This is a genomic window from Oscillospiraceae bacterium (assembly GCA_022483045.1).
Classification (GTDB): Bacteria; Bacillota; Clostridia; order Oscillospirales; family Acutalibacteraceae; genus Caproicibacterium.
This window is the reverse complement of record JAKVOA010000001.1, coordinates 985,846-1,005,036: the sequence shown is the minus strand read 5'-3', so window position 1 is coordinate 1,005,036 and position 19,191 is coordinate 985,846. Positions and strand designations below refer to the sequence as shown.

Genomic DNA, 19,191 nt, shown 5'->3' with positions numbered 1-19,191 from the left:
TCAAAAAGGATTTTTGGGCAGGCTGGTAAAAATGAGTCTTAAAAAAGCATCAGCAGTTTTGTTGGCCGGCGCAGTTTTTGTCTGTTCAGGCTTTCTGCACCCGACTGCGGCAGCCGACAAGGGCCTTTCGGTTTCAGCACAGTCCGCTATATTGGTCAATGCCACTGACGGCTCTGTTTTATGGGCTAAAAATGCGGCGCAGAAGCGCCCTATGGCAAGCACAACAAAAATCATGACAGCGCTGCTCACGTTAGAGGAGGCTGCCTGCAGCGACCGTACGGTACAGATTACAGCGGATATGCTGCGCGTAGAAGGAACTTCTATGGGCCTGCAGGCAGGGGACCGCGTGAAGCTCAGCACTTTAGCGGCAGGCATGCTTAGTACTTCCGGCAATGATGCTGCCACAGCGGTTGCTTTTGCCCTTGACGGCGGCCCGGCAGCGTTTGCCAAACGGATGAACCAGCGTGCCAAAGAACTAAAAATGAATAACACCCATTTTGTCACGCCCTCAGGTCTTGACGATGCTGCGCACTACTCAACAGCGGAGGATATGGCAAAACTCGCCTGTGCTGCAATGAAAAATGATGCTTTTGCGGCGATTACTGCACAGAAAAGTATAAAAGTTCATTTTGAGCAGCCGGCCTGTACGCGGGTGTACCAAAACCACAACAAATTGCTCACCCTGTACCGCGGCTGTATTGGCGTAAAGACCGGATTTACTAAAAAATCCGGGCGCTGCCTTGTCAGCTGCGCACAGCGAAACGGTGTGCGCCTAATAGCGGTTACGCTTTGTGCGCCGGATGACTGGCGCGACCATCAGCTGCTGCTGGATTACGGCTTTTCACGTTTAAAAAGCGTTTCACTCGACGACAGCTCCTGCGTTTTCTCTCTACCGCTGGTTGGCGGCAAAGCGGACCATGTTCAGGTGCGCGGAGAAACCGGCAGCACGCTGGTTATTCCCAAAGAAGCTCATTTAACCCGCAGTGTAGAGCTGCCGCATTTTGTATATGCGCCGCTCGAAAAGGGCGAGGTGGTCGGCCAGGTCATTTATCGTTTCAATGGCAGCGTGGCCGCACAGATTCCCTTGACCGCGGAGGCCGCCCCTGCCGCCCCGAAAAAGCTCAACTTTTGGCGGCAGATTATTGCGTTTTTCGGCAGCTTGTTTTCTTCTTCATAAGCGCCTGCCGCAAAACATTTTACATAATAATTTGACAGAATCAGTCAAGTAAGGACGAATGATATGGCAGAAAAAATCAGACTGCAGAAAATATTGGCAGATGCCGGTGTCGCTTCCCGCCGAAAAGCCGAAGAAATCATTGCGGCGGGCGATGTGCGCGTCAATGACAAGCCGGTAAAGGTGGGGGATAAAGCAGACCCCAAGCACGATAAGATTACAGTAAAGGGAAAACTGCTGAAAACGCATAACAGCCTTATTTACATTTTATTACACAAGCCGCGCGGCTTTATCACCACTATGTCCGACGAGCAGGGGCGCAAATGTGTAGCGGATTTGGTTAAAGAGGTGCCAGAGCGGGTTTATCCGGTTGGCCGCCTTGACAGGGAAAGCGAGGGCCTGCTGTTGATGACCAACGACGGTGCCTTTGCAAACGCTATGACCCATCCCTCTCACCATGTACCCAAAACATACCGTGTCACCATTCACCCCGGCATTACAGAGGACCAGTTGACCCAAATGGCCGTGGGAGTTGTCATTGACGGCCGGCGCACCGCGCCGGCACAGGTGCGGGTGCTCCACCAGGAAAAGGGCCGCGTCGTGCTGGAAGTGATTCTTCACGAGGGCAGAAACCGTGAAATACGCAAAATGTGCGAGACTCTCGGGCTGGAGGTTGCCCGCTTAAAGCGCACGGCAATAGGGCCGTTGCGTCTGGGTATGCTGCAGCCGGGTGAGTGGCGGCAGTTGACAGCACAGGAGGTAAAGCAGCTGGCTGCGGCTGCAAAGGAAGACAAGCACAGCGCCCGCCCCGCAGGAAACAGGCGCGTTAAGGAGAAAAACTGAACCTGCGGGTCGTATCTTTGGAAATTCGCTTGTATTTTCAGCCAGATGCCTTTATAATTTTATAGAAAGCATTACAGTTAGGCCGCGGATGATTGCGCGGCCTTCCGCTTTTTAGTCCTGTACATGGAGGAACAGTAAATGAACAGTATGGAAAAAGCAGATGCTCTGCAAAGTGCCTGCGGCAGGGCCGACGAAACCGTTGGCAGCCGGCGGCTGAGTCTGCTGTTTGATCAAGACAGTTTTCTGCCCGTTGACCGTTTTTCAGAGTCGGCACAGCAGCCGGCAGAGGCGGCGGCCGGTTATGGCACAGTTGGCGGCTGCCCAGTATTTGCTTTTGCGCAAAACAGCGATCAGTGCGGCGGTGCTATGAGCCATGCGCAGGCCCGCAAGCTTATAAAATTATATGATATGGCAGCTAAAAATGGAGCTCCCGTTGTCGGTATTTATGATTCTATGGGAAGCCGCGTACAGGAAGGCGCGGGCCTTTTGAATGATTACGGTGAAGTTATGTATAGAGCCCATGCACTTTCCGGGGTAGTTCCGCAGATTTCTTTGGTACTTGGGCCTTGCATTGGTGCCTCGGCGCTGTTTGCTTCCTGCGCGGATTTCATTGTTATGTCCCAAGAGGGCGAATTGACGATTTCCGCGGATGGAATGGGCGGCAGTGCAAAAGAAGCTGCATTTGCCGGAATTGCCGCTGTGACTGCGGAAAACGAAGAAGCTGCAGTAGAAGCAGTACAGAATTTGGTACAGAAACTTCCATCTAATAACTTAGATTCCGTTGCCTGCTGCGACGAAAACGATGCAGCAGGTGTTCCTGAAGCCGGAAATTCTGCACAAGAGGCTGCCAAAGCAGTCGCAAACCGAGGCTCCCTGTTGGAACTAACCCCGGATTTTGGCAAAGCGGCATACACAGCGCTTGCATCAGTTGGTCCGGGAACATCGGCAGGCGTATTAGCCTATGATGGAACCTTAGATGCAGACGCCTGCACAAAGGCAGCACGCTTTGTCAGCTTTTGCGATGCTTTTAGTCTGCCTATTGTCAGCTTTGTAAATGCAGACCGGTTTTGCTCTCTGCGTGCAGCCAATGTGCTTTCTGACCGGTACGCACAGGCTACTGCTGCAAAAATCACCGTTTTGGTAGGAAAAGCTTATGGTCCGGTCTACCTTGCATTTTCCGGCCAGGGTGTGAATGCCGACTATACCATAGCATGGTCTCAGGCAGTTGTTTCTCTATTGGCACCCGAAGCAGGCGCTGTGTTCTTTAGACAGGAACAGCTTGCAGCGTCTAAAAATCCGGTTGCAGACCGCAAACAGCTGATTGAAGACTATGCCTGCACCGAGGGCAGCCCGCTGCGCGCGGCAGCCTTGGGCTTGGTGCAGGATGTTGTCAAACCGGAAGATACACGAGAAGAACTCATCTGTGCCCTTGGTATGCTTTCCGCTAAACGAGAGCGGCCTATACCGAAAAAGCACAGCAATGTGCAGCTTTGAAGCACATTGGTTTAAATATAGGAGGAAAGATGCCATGAAACATCTGAAAATTACGGTAAACGGCGTCCCTTATGATGTGCAGGTAGAGGAAGCAGAGACTTCATCCGTGACCAGCCCGTCACCGGCACAGCCGGCTCCTGCAGTTGCTCCTGTGCCAGCGGCTTCCGCTGCTTCAGTTCCGGCCCCGGCTCAAAAGCTGGTTTCGGCTCCTGCTGCCGCGCCGCAGGCCCCTGCGGCAGATGCAGAAGTAATCGACTGCCCGATGCCCGGGACGATTCTGCGCGTTTCCGTGCAGCCCGGCCAGCAGGTAAAGTCCGGGGAAGTTTTAATGGTTCTGGAAGCAATGAAGATGGAAAATGAGATTATGGCGCCGCACGATGCCACAATAGACAGTGTTATGGTGACAAAGGGGCAGAGTGTCGAACCCGGCGAACCGCTGATTTCCTTGCGCTGAGGGGGCGGCAGAATGGCAAAACAAATTGGAATTACAGAAGTTGCGCTGCGGGACGCACCGCAGTCTTTGATTGCGACCCGCATGCCGATAGAAGATATGCTGCCTATTCTCGACAGACTGGACAAAATAGGCTATTATTCACTGGAATGCTGGGGCGGTGCAACGTTTGACAGCTGCCTGCGCTTTTTGCATGAAGACCCCTGGCGGCGGCTGCGCATCCTACGCAAAAACTGCCCAAATACCAAGCTGCAAATGCTTTTTCGCGGGCAAAATATGCTTGGCTACCGTCACTATGCCGATGATGCTGTAGAGTACTTCGTGCAGCGCAGTGTAGCAAACGGAATTGATATTATCCGCATTTTTGATGCACTGAATGATCTTAAAAATCTGCAGACCTCCATACGGGCGGCAAAAAAAGAAGGCGCAGAAGTACAGGTTGCCATTTCCTATACGACCGGTCCTGTTTTTACGACGGACTACTATGTACAGTATGCAAAGAGAATTGAGCAAACAGGCGCCGACTCTATTTGTATCAAAGACATGGCGGCTCTGTTGACACCGTATAAAACCTATGAATTGGTATCTGCTCTGAAAAAAGCGGTATCTCTGCCTATTCAGCTGCATATTCATTATACTTCCGGGCTTGCCTCTATGTGCCTGCTAAAAGGCATTGAGGCAGGTGCCGACCGTATTGATACGGCAATTTCTCCGCTTGCACTGGGCACCTCTCATGCACCGACTGAGTCTATGGTAGCGGCCTTGCAGGGAACCCCATACGACACCGGTCTTGACCTAAAAGCCTTTGGACCTGTCAGAGAGTATTTTATGGGCTTGCGCAAAAAATACATTGAAACCGGTCTGCTAGACCAAAGTATGCTTGCAACCAACACAAAGGCCCTGCTGTACCAAGTCCCGGGAGGTATGCTGAGCAATTTGCTGTCGCAGTTAAAACAGGCAGGCAGAGAAGATCAGCTGGAGGACGTTTTAAAAGAAGTTCCGCGGGTGCGCAAAGATGCCGGCTATCCGCCTTTGGTTACGCCGACTTCACAGATTATCGGCACACAGGCGGTCTTTAATGTCATGACCGGAGAACGCTATAAGATGTGTACCAATGAGTTTAAAGATTTAATAGCCGGTATGTACGGCACGACCCCCATGCCGATTGATCCGGCCTTTGCGAAAAAGATCATCGGTGACCGCAAACGCATTACCTGCCGCCCTGCGGACCTTTTAAAGCCAGAACTAGATAGCCTGCGGCAGGAGTGTGCCCAGTGGACAGAACAGGAAGAGGACGTTCTGTCTTATGCGATGTTTCCAAAGGTAGCGGTCGATTTCTTTAAGGAGCGTGCTGCGAAAAAATATGGGATTGATTACCGGCACGGTGATAAGGAAGCGCAGATTTACCCTGTATAAGCCTTCTTTACAGCTTTTTATTTTCCACTGTGTGTATCAGCAGCGCCTTTATTTACTGAATTGGTAAAACCCGGTACTTCCGTTTGACAAGCAGGGGGCCTATCTGATACAATAAATAAGTATGCAAATATGAGTGGATACAGAAAACGAGATGGTTTTTTGATAAAAAGCATGACCGGCTATGGCCGGTATGAAGCAGTCATTGACGGACGCCATATTCAGACAGAAGTAAAATCCGTCAACCACCGCTATTTTGAACTTTCTGCGCGGGTCAGCCGCGGCTACGGCTTCCTTGAGGAAAAGATTCGCGAATACCTGCAGAGCTATATTTCCCGGGGCAAGGTCGATGTCACCGTCTTTATAGAGCCGGTGCAGGACACTACCGCACGTATTTCCGTAAACCATGAGCTTGCCGCAGACTATGTTGCGGCTATGCGGGAACTCTGCAGTACCTATGGGCTGAAAGAAGACCTTTCTGTTTCTGACTTAACACGTTTCAGCGATATCTTTACTGTTTACCATGAGCCGGAAAACGAAGAAGCTGTGTGGATGTCGGTCAGACAGGCACTGGACCATGCGCTGGATTCTTTTATGCAGATGCGTATTGCAGAGGGCAAAAAGATGAAAGAGGATGTCTCTGCGCGTGCTAAGCAGATCCTGCAGATGGTCAAACAGGTGGAAGAGCATTCCCCCGAAACCGTGGAAGCTTATCGCAAGCGTTTGCAGACCCGCCTTGAAGAGGTTCTGCAGGACAAAGCGGTTGATGAGCAGCGCATTGTAACAGAAGCAGCAATTTTTGCCGATAAAATTGCTGTAGATGAAGAAACGGTGCGTCTGCGCAGTCACCTTACACAGTTTGACACCATGCTCGAATCTGACGAGCCGGTGGGCCGCAAGCTTGATTTCCTGGTGCAGGAAATGAACCGGGAGGCAAACACCATTGGCTCTAAGTGCTCGAATACAGAAATTGCCTATTTGGTAGTAGACATCAAGGCGGAAATTGAAAAGATTCGGGAACAGATTCAAAATATTGAGTAAACATCCTGAAAAGCAGGGGGAAATAATCCTATGAAGCTGATCAATATTGGCTTTGGCAACATGGTTTCTGCAAATCGGCTGATTGCCATTGTCAGCCCAGAGTCGGCGCCAATTAAGCGTATTATTCAGGACGCAAAAGAGCGCGGTACTTTAATTGACGCTACCTACGGCCGCCGCACCCGTGCAGTCATTATTATGGACAGCCAGCATGTAATCCTGTCGGCTGTACAGCCTGAAACGGTTGCAAACCGTCTGAATGACAAAGAAGACGGCATGGAAGGTGAGGAGCTGGACGAAGATGAATAAAGGACTGCTTGTCGTTTTTTCCGGTCCATCCGGTACCGGAAAGGGAACGGTGCTGAAAGCTTATTTCGCAGCTCATCCCGAGGCCCGCTATTCTATTTCTGCCACAACACGTGCGCCACGCCCCGGCGAGCAAAACGGCCGTGAGTATTTTTTCGTGACCAAAGAAAAATTCGCGCAGCTGAAAGCTGAGGGTGCACTGCTGGAAAGTGCAGAGTACTGCGGCAACTGCTACGGAACCCCGCGCGCACCGATTGAAAAGGCATTGGAGAGCGGCCACGACGTTTTTTTGGAAATTGAAGTGCAGGGCGGGGCACAGGTGCGCAGGCTGCTACCCGAAAGCGTCGGCATCTTTATTTTGCCGCCTTCTGTCAAGGAATTGGGAGAGCGTCTGCGCGGCCGCGGTACTGAGGCCGAAGAAGTCGTGCAGAAACGGCTTAAGACCGCCAAAAAGGAAATTCCGCAGGCAGTGCAGTATGATTATGTTGTTGTCAATGACACAGTAGAGAAAGCTGCCAGTGAAATTGATGCAATTCTTACTTCTGAAAAACACAAGACCAGCCGCAATCCGGCGCTGATAGAAAGGGTACTGAATCATGATTAAACCTATTGCAGATCTTTTAACAGAACCGGGCCAGAGCCGCTATGCGCTTTGCGTGGGCGTTTCCAAGCGCTCCCGTGAAATTGCCGAAAAAGCAGAGGCAGAGCATATTGTTATGGACGAAAAGCCGGTTGAAATCGCCGTACAGGAATTGATGGATCATAAATATAGAATTGTAGAATCCAACCGCAACGAAGATGAAGAGGCCGATGAGGCCAAAGCACAGCAGCTTGAGCAGGAGCGCTCTGCAGAGGCCGCCGCTGCAGAGGAAAATGCTGCGGGAACAAGCAGTGAAGAAGCGCCGGCAGACGAAGAAACCAAGTCCCCTGTCGACTGATAAAAGCGGAGGAGAGCAAGTGATGCAGACAGTTAAAGTCGCTGTAGAAAAAACGGTTTATCATTTTGATAAAGACTTTGACTATCTGGTACCGCAAACGCTGCAGGCAAAGGCAGTGCCGGGCTGCCGCGTGCTGGTGCCATTTGGCAGCGGCAGTCATCTTCGCCTGGGTATGATTCTTGCTGCAGCTGAAGTGCAGAATACTGCAAAGCTGAAATATTTAAAAGCGGTGCTGGATGAGGCACCGCTTCTTTCGCGTGAAATGCTTTTTTTAGTTTCATGGCTGAAAGAACGCTACTTTTGTACACTGTTTGAGGCGGTCAAATTGTTGCTGCCGGCTGGTATGACCTATAAACTGCACTCTTTTTATGGACTTTGTGATGGCGTTTCCGCACAAAATGTGCAGCGCCTGCTGCCGGAAGAACAGGCTGTTATAGCGCAGCTTGCAAATCATGCGGCGGTAGAAAAAGACAAACTTCTTAAAAAAGCCGGTCTGCCAAAAGATTCTTCTGTCTTAGACAACCTGTGCAGGGCCGGTATTCTGCATCAAACACTCAATCCGGTCCGCCGCATGGGAGATGCCTCCATGAAAATGGTGCGTCTTTCTGCAAAGCCGCCAGAGCCGCTGCACCTGACGCCCCGTCAGCAGGAAGTTTATCGTGTACTGCAGGACGCGGGTTGTGCTTCGGTAAAAGAAATTTGCTACTTTACTGGTGTTACGCCGGTTGTCATTAAGAATATGGAGACCCATCGCGTTTGCGAAACCTATGAGCAGGAGCGTTATCGAACACCTTATTCTGCTGAAACTTCTTCTGTTAAAGGAGAACAGACGCCAATCGTCCTTTCCGAGGAACAGCAGGCTGCCTATATGGATTTGTACCAGCAGTACCATAAAGGAAAGGCCTCTGCGTCGCTTCTGTACGGAGTTACAGGCAGTGGCAAAACCAGCGTTTACTTATGTTTAATTGACCAGGTTTTAAAAGAAGGGCGCAGTGTGCTGCTGATGGTGCCGGAAATTTCACTGACACCGCAGGCAGTACATATTTTTCAGCAGCGCTATGGGGAAAAAGTTGCCGTCTTTCACAGCGGACTGTCGGTCGGTGAACGTATGGATGAATGGAAGCGGGTGCAGCGCGGCGAAGCAACGATTGTGGTAGGCACACGTTCGGCGGTGTTTGCACCGCTCTCTAATCTGGGCCTGATTATTGTAGATGAGGAGCAGGAGTCAGCTTATCAATCAGAAAGCTCCCCGCGCTACCACGCGAAAGAAGTTGCATGGTTTCGCTGTAGATATAACAAGGCACTGCTGCTTTTTGCTTCGGCTACCCCCTGTATTGAGACCTATTACGCCGCAAAGACCGGCAAAATCGGGTTGGAAACCCTTTCACAGCGGTATGGGGAAGCGCAGCTTCCGGAAGTACACATCTGTGACATGAACAAAGAGCTTCAGGAGGGCAATGCCTCGGTTTTCAGCCGCCCACTGTTGCAGGCACTGCAGGAAAATCTAAAAAATGGACAGCAGTCAATTCTTCTGCTCAATCGGCGCGGATACAACACCTTTGCTTCCTGCCCAGACTGCGGCCACGTAATGACCTGCCCCAACTGCAGTGTTTCTCTCACCTATCATTCGGCAAACAACCGTCTGATGTGCCACTACTGCGGCTATTCTGTTCCTATGACTGCCGAGTGCCCAGAGTGCCACGGCCTGCATCTGCAGTACCGAGGGTCCGGTACACAGAAGGCAGAGGAGCAGCTGCAGCAGCTTTTGCCGCAGGCACGTATTTTGCGGCTGGATACCGATGCCACTATGTCCCGCTATGCTTATGAAGATAAACTGAAAGCATTTGCACAGAAGGAATATGACCTGATTGTCGGTACGCAAATGGTTGCCAAAGGGCTTGACTTTGAAAATGTAACAGTTGTCGGCGTGCTTTCGGCAGATGAGTCTCTTTATAGCAATGACTTTCGCAGCAGCGAGCGCACGTTTGACCTGCTTACGCAGGTTGTCGGCCGTGCAGGTCGCGGCTGCCTGTGCGGAAAAGCTTATGTGCAGACTTTTACACCGGAAAATCCGGTGTTTGCACTTGCTGCTGGACAGAACTATCCCGCTTTTTATGAGCAGGAACTTCCGCTGCGAAAAATCATGCTGTATCCGCCTTTTTCCGATCTTTGCGTTGTCGGCTTTGTCGGCGGCAAAGAGGAGGAGGTCCGCCGGGTCAGTTTGGCATTTCTGCAGCAGCTGCAAAAACTTGCCGCTGCAGAGTATATACAGCTGCCGCTGCGGGTACTCAGCCCTACTCCGGCACGGGTTGCCCGTATGAGCGGGAAATACCGCTACAAGCTTTTTATGAAGTGCCGGAACAGCCGCCCCCTACGGCAGATGCTTTCCCGGCTGCTGGTTTCTTTTGGCCGGGATCGGCGGGCAGAAAACGTCACCGTCTTTGCAGATATGAATCCAGATACGCTTCTTTAGTTTATTCATAAATCAGTAAATATTTTCTTTTATACTAAATAAATCATAAAAATTGGTTCAAGGAGGAAATTGTGATGGCAATTCGCAACATTCGTACAGGAAATGATCCGTGCTTAAGGGTGGTCTGCCGCCCGGTCGATAAATTTGATGACAGGTTGGGGCAGCTGCTGGACGATATGTATGAAACAATGAAGCAGGCAAATGGCGTTGGCTTGGCTGCACCGCAGGTGGGAATCCGCCGCCGCGCGATTGTCATCGATGTAGGTGAAGGCCGTGTAGAGCTGATTAACCCGGAATTCCTACTGCAGGAAGGGGAGCAGGAGTGTGTCGAAGGCTGCCTTTCTTTTCCAAACCGCTGGGGTGTGACACACCGCCCAAACCATGTGAAAGTTCGTGCACAGCACCGCGACGGAACTTCCTTTGAGTTTGAGGCAAATGACTTTTTTGCACTGGCTTGCTGCCATGAAATTGACCATCTCAACGGCATTGTCTTCCTCTCGCATGTGGAGCATTTCCTGACGGATGAAGAAATGAAAAAAATGGGATGAAACTGCAAACGTATATTTTGCAGAAATTGAAAGAAACTCGTATCAGGAATGGTGAACAAAATGCGTGTGGTTTTTATGGGTACACCAGATTTTGCAGTGCCTTGTCTGCAGGCGCTGCTGGATGCCGGACATACCGTGTGCGGCGTCTATACGCAGCCGGATAAGCCAAAGGGTAGAAAGTTTACACTGACGCCGCCGCCAGTCAAGGTACTTGCACAAAAGGCGGGCCTGTCTGTGTTTCAGCCGGTTTCTCTGCGTACAGCCGATGAGACGGAAAAGCTGCGCTGCCTGCAGCCGGAAGTTGTCGTAGTTGTCGCTTACGGAAAACTCCTTCCCAAAGAGATCCTTGCTGTTCCGCCAAAGGGCTGCATTAATGTGCATGCATCATTGCTGCCTGCGTACCGCGGTGCTGCACCGATTCAGTGGAGCGTGCTCAACGGCGAAAAAGAGACCGGCGTAACAACAATGTATATGGCTGAGGGACTGGACACCGGGGATATTTTGCTGCAGGAGAAAACAGCAATCGGTCCGCAGGAGACAGCCGGTCAGTTGCACGACCGCCTTTCACAGATGGGCGCAGAACTTTTGGTGCGTACCCTGGATGAACTGGATTCTCTGCAGCCTCGTCCGCAGGGAGAAACGACGACCGCGTACGCTTCTATGCTTGATAAATCCTTAAGCCCAATAGACTGGAACAAGCCGGCACAGCAGATACACAACCAGATTTGCGGCTTAAATCCATGGCCTGCTGCGGCTACCACTTATGAGGGAATGCGGCTTAAAATCTTTGCCAGCTGTGTTGTCAGTCCAGAGCCTGCTGCAGCTAAGCCGGGCAGTGTCAGCGGCCAGTTTGTAGTTGCCTGCGGCGGCGGTACAGCACTGCAGATTACAGAAGTACAGCCGGCCGGCAAAAAGCGTATGGCGGCGTCAGACTTCCTTCGGGGGCATCCTGTACCGAAGGGGGCAGTGCTGCCCTTCTGAAAGGAGCAATGGTATGGGCTTTTATTATTATAATTATTCCTATTTTTTGTGGATGCTTCCTGCTATTCTGTTGACAGCCTATGCGCAATTTAAGGTCCAGGCAGCATTTAACCGCTACAGCAAAGTGCGCTCTTTGCGCGGCTGTACCGGTGCGCAGGCAGCGGAAACCGTGGCGTATTACGGCGGCGTGCGCGGACTGAATGTCCGCCGAATTGGCGGCAACTTAACCGATAACTTTGATCCGCGCAATAACACCATCAGCCTTTCGCAGGATGTTTACGACAGCACTTCTATCAGCGCCATCGGCGTTGCAGCACACGAAGCCGGGCACAGCATTCAGACCGCGCAGGGATATCTGCCAAACCGCCTGCGTACGGCGATTGTGCCGGCCACGCAGTTTGCTTCCCGGCTGGCGTTTCCGCTCATCTTTATCGGTTTAATTCTGCCGGTGCGCTACACCGCTGTTGTTAACATCGGCATTTTGATGTTTAGCATTGCAGTTTTGTTTCAGCTGGTGACGCTTCCAGTAGAGTTTAACGCAAGCGCCCGTGCGCTGCGCTCATTGGACGAAACAAATTTATTAACACCGGATGAAATCAACGGCGCGAGAAAAGTGCTTTCAGCTGCTGCCATGACCTATGTAGCGGCTTCTTTTACGGCACTGCTTCAGCTCTTTCGCCTGCTGATGATTGCCGGCGGCCGGGGGAGAGACGATTCTTGAATGCACGCGAAGTCACACTGAAAGCTCTGCTGCATGTGGATGAAAATGAGGGGTACTCTAATTTAGTGCTGGATAAAGCGCTGCGTACCAGTGGGTTGTCTGTGCGTGACAAAGCACTGACCGCGGCTCTGTTTTATGGCGTGCTTGAGCGCCGGATTACACTGGACACAGCATTGCGCCAATACCTGCGCAGTCCTCAAACACATGTGGATGCCGCTGTTTGGGAAATTCTGCGTATGGCAGCTTATCAAATCTATTATATGGACCGCATTCCCGACAGTGCTGCTGTCAATGAGGCGGTTACTTTAACGCGAAAAATCGGAAAAAACCGTGCTGCGGGCTTTGTCAACGGCGTTTTGCGCAGCCTGCTGCGCCAAAAAGAAAACAGACCTTTCCCGCCAAAAGGGAAAGACCGCCTCGAAAGTTTATCAATACAGAATTCCTGTCCGGCGTGGCTGATTGCCCGCTGGGAGGCTGCCTACGGGGTGGCTGTCACAGAGCAAATGCTGGCGTGCGGTTTTCAGCGCCCGCCGCTTTATGCCCGGGTGAATTCTTTAAAGACTACTCCCGAAAAGCTGACTGCGCTTTTGCAGGAAGAGGAAATCGAAGCACAGGCGGTTACTTGGCTGCCAAATGCGCTGAAACTTAATCATACCGGCTCCATTGCGGAAGGTAAATGCTTTCAAGAAGGACTGTTCCATATACAGGACCTGTCAAGTCAGTTTGGCTGCTGTCTGCTGGGGGCAAAACCGGGCGAGCGCATTTATGATGTCTGTGCAGCACCTGGTGGAAAGACCTTTACCATAGCGCAGGAAATGCAGAACAGAGGAGAAATAAGAGCCTTTGACCAGTACCGCGGAAAAGTTGGGCTGATTCAAAAAGGCTCCCAAAGATTAGGAATAACGAATGTTTCTGCTGCTGTGCGTGATGCTGCAAGGGACAGCGCTTTGCTGCCGCCGGCAGACCGTGTTTTGTGTGATGTGCCCTGCTCTGGGTATGGCATTTTGCGCAGAAAGCCTGAAATTCGCTACAAATCAAGGGAAACTATTGACAGCCTGCCCGATTTGCAGTACGGTATCCTGTGTAAGTCTTCTAATTTACTGCGGCCGGGCGGAATTCTGCTGTATTCGACCTGTACCTTAAATCCGGCAGAAAACAGCCAAAATGCCCGCCGCTTTTTGCAGGAGCATCCAAATTTCACTGCGGCACCGCTCACTTTGCCGGCAGCTGTTTCACATACCATTGCAGAGCCGGAAAATCAGCTGACGCTTTTTCCGCAGGCAAACGATACGGATGGATTCTTTATCAGCTTGTTCAGGAAGGAAGAATAATTTGTCGCCACAAGATATTCGGTCAATGAACCAGGAAGAACTCTCGGCACTCTTTGCTGAGCTTGGGCAGCCTGCCTACCGTGCAAAGCAGGCTTTTTCTTGGCTGCAAAAAATCGGGGTACAGGATTTCAATGAAATGACCAACCTTAGCAAATCTCTGCGGCAGACTCTGGCACAGCGCTGCTACATAGCAGATGCCGCGATTGCACAGAAACTGGTCTCTAAAATTGATGGCACCCGCAAATACCTTTTCCAGATGCACGACGGAGAGCTGGTAGAGGCTGTGCTGATGGATTATCATCACGGGCGCAGTATCTGCATTTCTACGCAAGTTGGCTGTAAAATGAACTGTTCCTTTTGTGCGACCGGCAAAAGCGGCTTTTCCCGAAATCTGACTGCCGGTGAAATGGTGGCCGAGGTACAGGCAGCCCAGCGCGACGGCGCGGCCCGCATTTCCAATATTGTGCTTATGGGTATGGGTGAGCCGCTGGATAATTACGAAAATGTACTGCGCTTCTTATCGCTCATTACAGACCCGGACGGCATGAATATTGGCATGCGGCACATTTCTCTTTCCACCTGCGGCTTAGTTGACCGCATTTATGACTTGGCAGAGAAGCGGCTGCAGCTTACGCTTTCCGTTTCGCTGCATGCGCCGAATGACAGTATTCGGCAGCAGACAATGCCCGTCAGCAGAAAATATTCTATAGAAGAGCTGCTGAAAGCCTGCCGCTACTATGAAAAAGTGACAGGACGGCGGGTTTCTTTTGAGTATGCTATGATACAAGGACTAAACGACAGCAATGCCTGTGCCAGGGAGCTTGCCGCCAGGCTGGAGGGCACCCTGTGCCATGTGAATTTGATTCCTGTGAACAGCGTAGCAGGTACCAGCTATCGAAAAAGTTCAAAAGAGAGAGAAGAAAGTTTTATTCATATTCTGGAGTCTCATGGAATCACCGCGACTGTGCGGCGTACCTTGGGGTCAGATATCAATGCTTCCTGCGGCCAGCTGCGGCGCAGAAGGCAAGAAGAGGTGTCCCATGTTTAAAGTATGTCATAAAACAGATATTGGGCTGGTGCGCGAGTCAAATCAAGATGCCTGCCGAAGCGGCCTGACTGCTAACGGAATTGCCTGGGCCGTTGTTTGTGACGGTATGGGCGGCGCCAATGGCGGCAATGTTGCCAGCAGTATCGCAGTGGAAACCATGGTGCGCCAGTATCACAGCTTTTTTCAGGGGAATCCGTCTTACAGTGACAATTCCATACGCGACCTGATGGTCGCGGCAGTTTATAATGCCAATACGGCGGTTTACGAGCGCTCGTGCGCAGAAGAGGAACTGCACGGTATGGGTACCACGGTTGTCTCGGCAATCGTTTATGATGGCATTGCACATATTGCGCATGCCGGCGACAGCCGTGCATACCTAATTACTCCTGACGGTATTCGGCAGGTAACTACCGACCATTCCATTGTGCAGGAGCTAGTCGACAGTGGAGATTTAACAGAGCAGCAGGCAAAATTTCATCCTCAGAAAAACATTATTACACGTGCTTTGGGGATTGAACCTACTGTAGAAGTGGATTACAACGAGGTCCCGTTTGAGGGGCGCAGCCTGCTGCTTTTGTGTACAGACGGCCTTTCAAATTACATTGAAAAAGAAGATTTCTATTCTTTTTCACAGCAGTATGCCGGGCAGCAGCTTGCAGAAAAGCTGGTCAGCCAGGCCAAAGATAGCGGCGGAAGCGACAATATCACCGTTGCCATCATTGAAAACTGACGCGCGGGAGAGGTGACTTCGGTTAATGGATAAATATACTGGGAAACGCCTGGACGGCAGATACGAAATCCATGAGTTGGTCGGTATGGGCGGCATGGCACTTGTTTACCGCGCGTACGATACCCTGGACCAGCGTGTGGTTGCAATTAAGATTTTAAAAGATGAATACCTGCACAATGCAGAATTTATCCGGCGCTTTAAAAATGAAAGCAAAGCGATTGCACTGCTTTCTCATCCCAATATCGTTAAAGTTTACGATGTCAGCTTTGGCGACCAAATTCAGTATATTGTTGAAGAATATATCGATGGTATTACGCTCAAGCAGTACCTTGACCAGCAGCCCGGCGTGGATTGGCACAAGGCCCTGCACTTTACAACAGAAATTTTGCAGGCACTGCAGCATGCACACGAGCGCGGTATTGTTCACCGCGATATTAAGCCGCAGAACATTATGGTTTTGCCAAATGGTCACATTAAAGTGACCGATTTTGGCATTGCCCGCTTTGCTCGCAGCGAAACACGCACCATGACCGACAAAGCCATTGGCTCTGTGCATTATATTGCCCCGGAACAGGCCCGCGGCGACTTGACAGACGAAAAGGCGGATATTTATTCCGTCGGCGTCATGTTGTACGAAATGACCACGGGCCAGCTGCCATTTGAGGCAGAAAACGCGGTATCTGTCGCAATTATGCAGCTGCAGACGGACCCTTGCCCGCCGCGGGAAATCAATCCTGATATCCCGATGGGCCTGCAGGAAATCACGCTGAAAGCCATGCAGAAAGACCCTATGCAGCGCTACCAGTCTGCTGCGCAGATGTTGCGGGACATTAATATTTTTGAGCAGGACCCCAGTGTGCGTTTCCATTATGAATACTTTGCCGGGGACAAGCCGACAAAATATCTGGATACCGACACAACCATGGATATAGACCCTCAGAATGAGTACAGGGATGATTATGTCTATACCGAAGACGGAAATGCCGACAGCCAAACACAGCCGGAAGTCAAACAAAAAACGCGCAACAAGGCGCCGCTGATTGCGACGGGCATCATTGCAGCTTTTTTGGTTGTAGCGGCAATTTTGGTTCTTTCTGGTGCGCTGAAGTCTCAGAAAAAAGTAACACTAGAAAATTTTGTAGGTAAAACGCTTTCTACAGTGCAGGCTGATAATTCCAATAATTTTCAATTCACTATTAAATATGTGACAGACAGCACAAAAGATGCCGGTGTCATTACAGCGCAGGACCCTGCCGCCGGCACAGCTGTGCCGGCGGGCTCTAAGGTAACGCTGACGGTTGTAAAGAGCCAAGATACCGCAATGGTACCGGATGTGACAAATCAGACAAAGGCAACTGCCGAGCAGACTTTGAAAGAAAACGGACTTCTCGCTTCCTTTAAAGAGCAGTCCAGTGATACCATAGACAAAGGAAATGCGATTTCCACAGACCCTGCAGCGGGCACTTCCATTGAAAAAGGAAAGACCGTAACGGTTTATATCAGTACCGGCCCGGCATCTGTCAGTGTACCGGATGTCGTAGGACAGACGGTAAGCAGTGCAAAAGATACTCTGACTAATGCTGGATTTAAAGTTTCGGTAGCTGCGCAGGACAACACCGGCAAACCAGCCAATTATGTCGTTTCCACATCACCTGCCGCGGGAAATTCTGTTGCAAAAGGCAGTACGATTACGGTGTATTACAGCTCTGGGCAGAATGAAAAAGAAATTAAGGTGGTTGTGCAGCTGCCGGCAAATGTAAAGCACAGTGTTTCTCTAGTTTATTATTTGGACGGTGTGCAGCAGGGCAGTGCCGCTGTCAATCCTTCTTCTAACAATACCTGGACCGGTCAGTTTAAGGACAGCAGCGGTTCCAAAGAGCTTTTGGTCGAGCTGGACGGCCAGAAATATGTGAAATATAAACTAGACTTTACAACAGGCAACTGGGCCATTACGTGGCAGGGAACCTATCAGGATTCACAGGCTTCTTCTGCGCCAAGCGTTTCCTCTCGCCCAAGCAGCTCTGCTTCGTCGTCGCATCAGCCGCAGTCTTCTGCACCTGCCGCGTCGTCTTCCTCTTCCCAGTCTTCTGGACAGGATGGGGCATAAGCATGAAAATGTGTAAAGGAACGATTCTGAAAAGTCTGAGCGGATTTTACAAAGTCGAAACAGAAACAGGGGACAGCGTAGAGTGTCGTGCCTGTGGGCGTTTTCGCAAAACAGGTGAAAAGCCGGTTGTCGGCGACCATGTCTTATTCCGCCCTGAAGGGGACGATGGCTATATCGAAGAAATCCTGCCCCGCAGGAATTCTTTGGTGCGCCCGCCGGTTGCCAATATTGATCAGCTGCTGATTGTAGTGTCGGTTTGTGACCCAGCCCCAAGCACGCTGGTGATCGATAAACTTATTGCTGCGGCGGAGCACCAAAAAATCGAGCCAGCGGTCGCTGTTTCTAAAACAGATCTGCAAAGCGGTGACTGGTTGTATGAAATTTATAAAAAAGCCGGATTCCCCTGTTTTATCCTTTCTTCGGCAACGAACAGCGGCATTGAGCAGGTGCGGCCCTATCTTACGGGAAAGGTGACTGTGCTTACCGGAAATACCGGCGCGGGAAAATCTTCTCTGCTCAATGCACTATACCCGCAGCTTTCCCTTGCAACAGGGGAAATCAGCCGCAAACTCGGCCGCGGCCGGCATACGACCCGTCAAGTAGAGCTGCTTCATCTGCCGCAGGGGGGACTTGCAGCCGATACGCCCGGCTTTTCCTCTATTTGTACAGAGCGCTATCACTTAATCGAAAAAGAGCAGCTGCAGAATTGCTTCCGGGAGTTTCGGCCGTATCTCGGCCGCTGCCAGTTTCAGGGGTGCTCGCACACCTGTGAAAAGGGTTGCGCTGTCTTGCAGGCAGTAGAAAATGGAGAAATTCTGCAGTCACGCCATGAAAGCTATGTAGAAATCTATCAGGAATTAAAGGATAGAAAGGAATGTTATAAAAAATGAATCAATGTGTCATTATTGGCTCTGCTCCCGTACAAAATTTATCTATTATTAAAGATTCGATTACAGAAGGTTCTTTTGTCATTTGCGCAGACGGTGGATTTGACACTGCTGTTGCTGCAAAAATCAAGCCGGACCTTTTGATTGGCGATTTTGATTCTCTTAAGACTGCACCGCCAGAGGGCCTTGAGACTGTGCGCCTGATGCGTGAAAAAGATGATACCGATATGCTTGCCGCAGTCAAGGAAGGTATGCATAGGGGATATAAAGACTTTGTGTTTTTTGGCGCGCTGGGTGCCAGATTTGATCATTCTTATGCAAATGTTTCTATTCTGCAGTATATCAGCAAACTCGGCGGCCACGGCGTCATTATCTCTGACGATGAAAAACTGTTCTTTATGCCCGGCGGCCGGCTGCATTTGCGGGATATGAAAGGCTGCACAGCTTCTGTGTACCCGTTTGGCGTACCCAACGCTACAGTTACTTATACCGGAATGAAATATCCACTGACGGAAAGTGTTATCAGCTCTGACAATCCAATTGGCACAAGCAATATCATTGAGAGCGATGATGCGACAATTACCGTGCTGGGCGGCAGTGTAATTATTTATGTTCTCAGCGAAAAAAGCAAAAAATAAAAGCACAGAATTTCTCTCAAGCGTATATACTGGGTTATCAACCAGTAAAGGCGGTGAGCCGATGCGCGGA

General features: G+C 50.7%; 19 protein-coding genes. All 19 read left to right on the top strand.

Annotated features, from left to right (window positions below):
* Positions 1-31: 31 nt before the first annotated feature.
* The 19 genes from LKE53_04830 (at position 32) to LKE53_04740 (ending at position 19,121) form a co-directional block, all read left to right on the top strand.
* The gene (locus tag LKE53_04830; GenBank protein ID MCH3972081.1) at positions 32-1,177 is read left to right on the top strand and encodes a D-alanyl-D-alanine carboxypeptidase; all 1,146 of its coding nucleotides are present in this window, start codon (positions 32-34) and stop codon (positions 1,175-1,177) included.
* A gap of 63 nt (positions 1,178-1,240) precedes the next feature.
* Entirely contained in the window at positions 1,241-2,017 is a 777-nt protein-coding gene (locus tag LKE53_04825) for an rRNA pseudouridine synthase (protein MCH3972080.1), read from the top strand.
* A 138-nt stretch (positions 2,018-2,155) separates the two neighbouring features.
* Complete coding sequence (locus LKE53_04820) at positions 2,156-3,511, top strand: carboxyl transferase (protein ID MCH3972079.1); 1,356 nt, start codon at positions 2,156-2,158, stop codon at positions 3,509-3,511.
* Between the two features lie 34 nt (positions 3,512-3,545).
* On the top strand, positions 3,546-3,965 hold the full coding sequence (locus LKE53_04815) for a biotin/lipoyl-binding protein (GenBank protein MCH3972078.1): 420 nt from the start codon (positions 3,546-3,548) through the stop codon (positions 3,963-3,965).
* Between the two features lie 12 nt (positions 3,966-3,977).
* Entirely contained in the window at positions 3,978-5,378 is a 1,401-nt protein-coding gene (locus tag LKE53_04810) for an oxaloacetate decarboxylase subunit alpha (protein ID MCH3972077.1), read from the top strand.
* A 129-nt stretch (positions 5,379-5,507) separates the two neighbouring features.
* Positions 5,508-6,416 carry a YicC family protein gene (locus tag LKE53_04805; GenBank protein ID MCH3972076.1) on the top strand — a complete coding sequence of 303 codons (909 nt, stop codon included), beginning with the start codon at positions 5,508-5,510 and terminating at the stop codon, positions 6,414-6,416.
* A 30-nt stretch (positions 6,417-6,446) separates the two neighbouring features.
* The gene (locus tag LKE53_04800; GenBank protein MCH3972075.1) at positions 6,447-6,722 is read left to right on the top strand and encodes a DUF370 domain-containing protein; all 276 of its coding nucleotides are present in this window, start codon (positions 6,447-6,449) and stop codon (positions 6,720-6,722) included.
* Positions 6,715-7,323: a guanylate kinase gene (gmk, locus tag LKE53_04795; GenBank protein MCH3972074.1), complete on the top strand. Its 609-nt coding sequence runs from the start codon at positions 6,715-6,717 to the stop codon at positions 7,321-7,323. The genes LKE53_04800 and gmk overlap by 8 nt, the downstream gene beginning before the upstream one ends.
* Positions 7,316-7,657 (top strand): DNA-directed RNA polymerase subunit omega, encoded by a 342-nt coding sequence (locus LKE53_04790; GenBank protein MCH3972073.1) that lies wholly within the window; start codon positions 7,316-7,318, stop codon positions 7,655-7,657. The genes gmk and LKE53_04790 overlap by 8 nt, the downstream gene beginning before the upstream one ends.
* 22 nt (positions 7,658-7,679) lie before the next feature.
* The gene (priA, locus tag LKE53_04785) at positions 7,680-10,130 is read left to right on the top strand and encodes a primosomal protein N' (GenBank protein MCH3972072.1); all 2,451 of its coding nucleotides are present in this window, start codon (positions 7,680-7,682) and stop codon (positions 10,128-10,130) included.
* A 74-nt stretch (positions 10,131-10,204) separates the two neighbouring features.
* Positions 10,205-10,678, top strand: coding sequence for a peptide deformylase (gene def / locus LKE53_04780; GenBank protein MCH3972071.1), 474 nt, complete (start codon positions 10,205-10,207; stop codon positions 10,676-10,678).
* A 60-nt stretch (positions 10,679-10,738) separates the two neighbouring features.
* Complete coding sequence (fmt, locus tag LKE53_04775; GenBank protein ID MCH3972070.1) at positions 10,739-11,659, top strand: methionyl-tRNA formyltransferase; 921 nt, start codon at positions 10,739-10,741, stop codon at positions 11,657-11,659.
* A 13-nt stretch (positions 11,660-11,672) separates the two neighbouring features.
* On the top strand, positions 11,673-12,380 hold the full coding sequence (locus LKE53_04770) for a zinc metallopeptidase (protein MCH3972069.1): 708 nt from the start codon (positions 11,673-11,675) through the stop codon (positions 12,378-12,380).
* Positions 12,377-13,711, top strand: coding sequence for a 16S rRNA (cytosine(967)-C(5))-methyltransferase RsmB (gene rsmB, locus LKE53_04765; protein ID MCH3972068.1), 1,335 nt, complete (start codon positions 12,377-12,379; stop codon positions 13,709-13,711). The genes LKE53_04770 and rsmB overlap by 4 nt, the downstream gene beginning before the upstream one ends.
* Positions 13,712-13,736: 25 nt before the next feature.
* The gene (gene rlmN, locus LKE53_04760; GenBank protein ID MCH3972067.1) at positions 13,737-14,759 is read left to right on the top strand and encodes a 23S rRNA (adenine(2503)-C(2))-methyltransferase RlmN; all 1,023 of its coding nucleotides are present in this window, start codon (positions 13,737-13,739) and stop codon (positions 14,757-14,759) included.
* Complete coding sequence (locus tag LKE53_04755; GenBank protein MCH3972066.1) at positions 14,752-15,489, top strand: Stp1/IreP family PP2C-type Ser/Thr phosphatase; 738 nt, start codon at positions 14,752-14,754, stop codon at positions 15,487-15,489. The genes rlmN and LKE53_04755 overlap by 8 nt, the downstream gene beginning before the upstream one ends.
* Positions 15,490-15,514: 25 nt before the next feature.
* The gene (gene pknB / locus LKE53_04750) at positions 15,515-17,596 is read left to right on the top strand and encodes a Stk1 family PASTA domain-containing Ser/Thr kinase (GenBank protein ID MCH3972065.1); all 2,082 of its coding nucleotides are present in this window, start codon (positions 15,515-15,517) and stop codon (positions 17,594-17,596) included.
* Positions 17,597-17,598: 2 nt separating this feature from the next.
* Entirely contained in the window at positions 17,599-18,486 is an 888-nt protein-coding gene (gene rsgA / locus LKE53_04745) for a ribosome small subunit-dependent GTPase A (GenBank protein MCH3972064.1), read from the top strand.
* The gene (locus LKE53_04740) at positions 18,483-19,121 is read left to right on the top strand and encodes a thiamine diphosphokinase (GenBank protein ID MCH3972063.1); all 639 of its coding nucleotides are present in this window, start codon (positions 18,483-18,485) and stop codon (positions 19,119-19,121) included. The genes rsgA and LKE53_04740 overlap by 4 nt, the downstream gene beginning before the upstream one ends.
* The last annotated feature ends 70 nt before the right edge of the window (positions 19,122-19,191 follow it).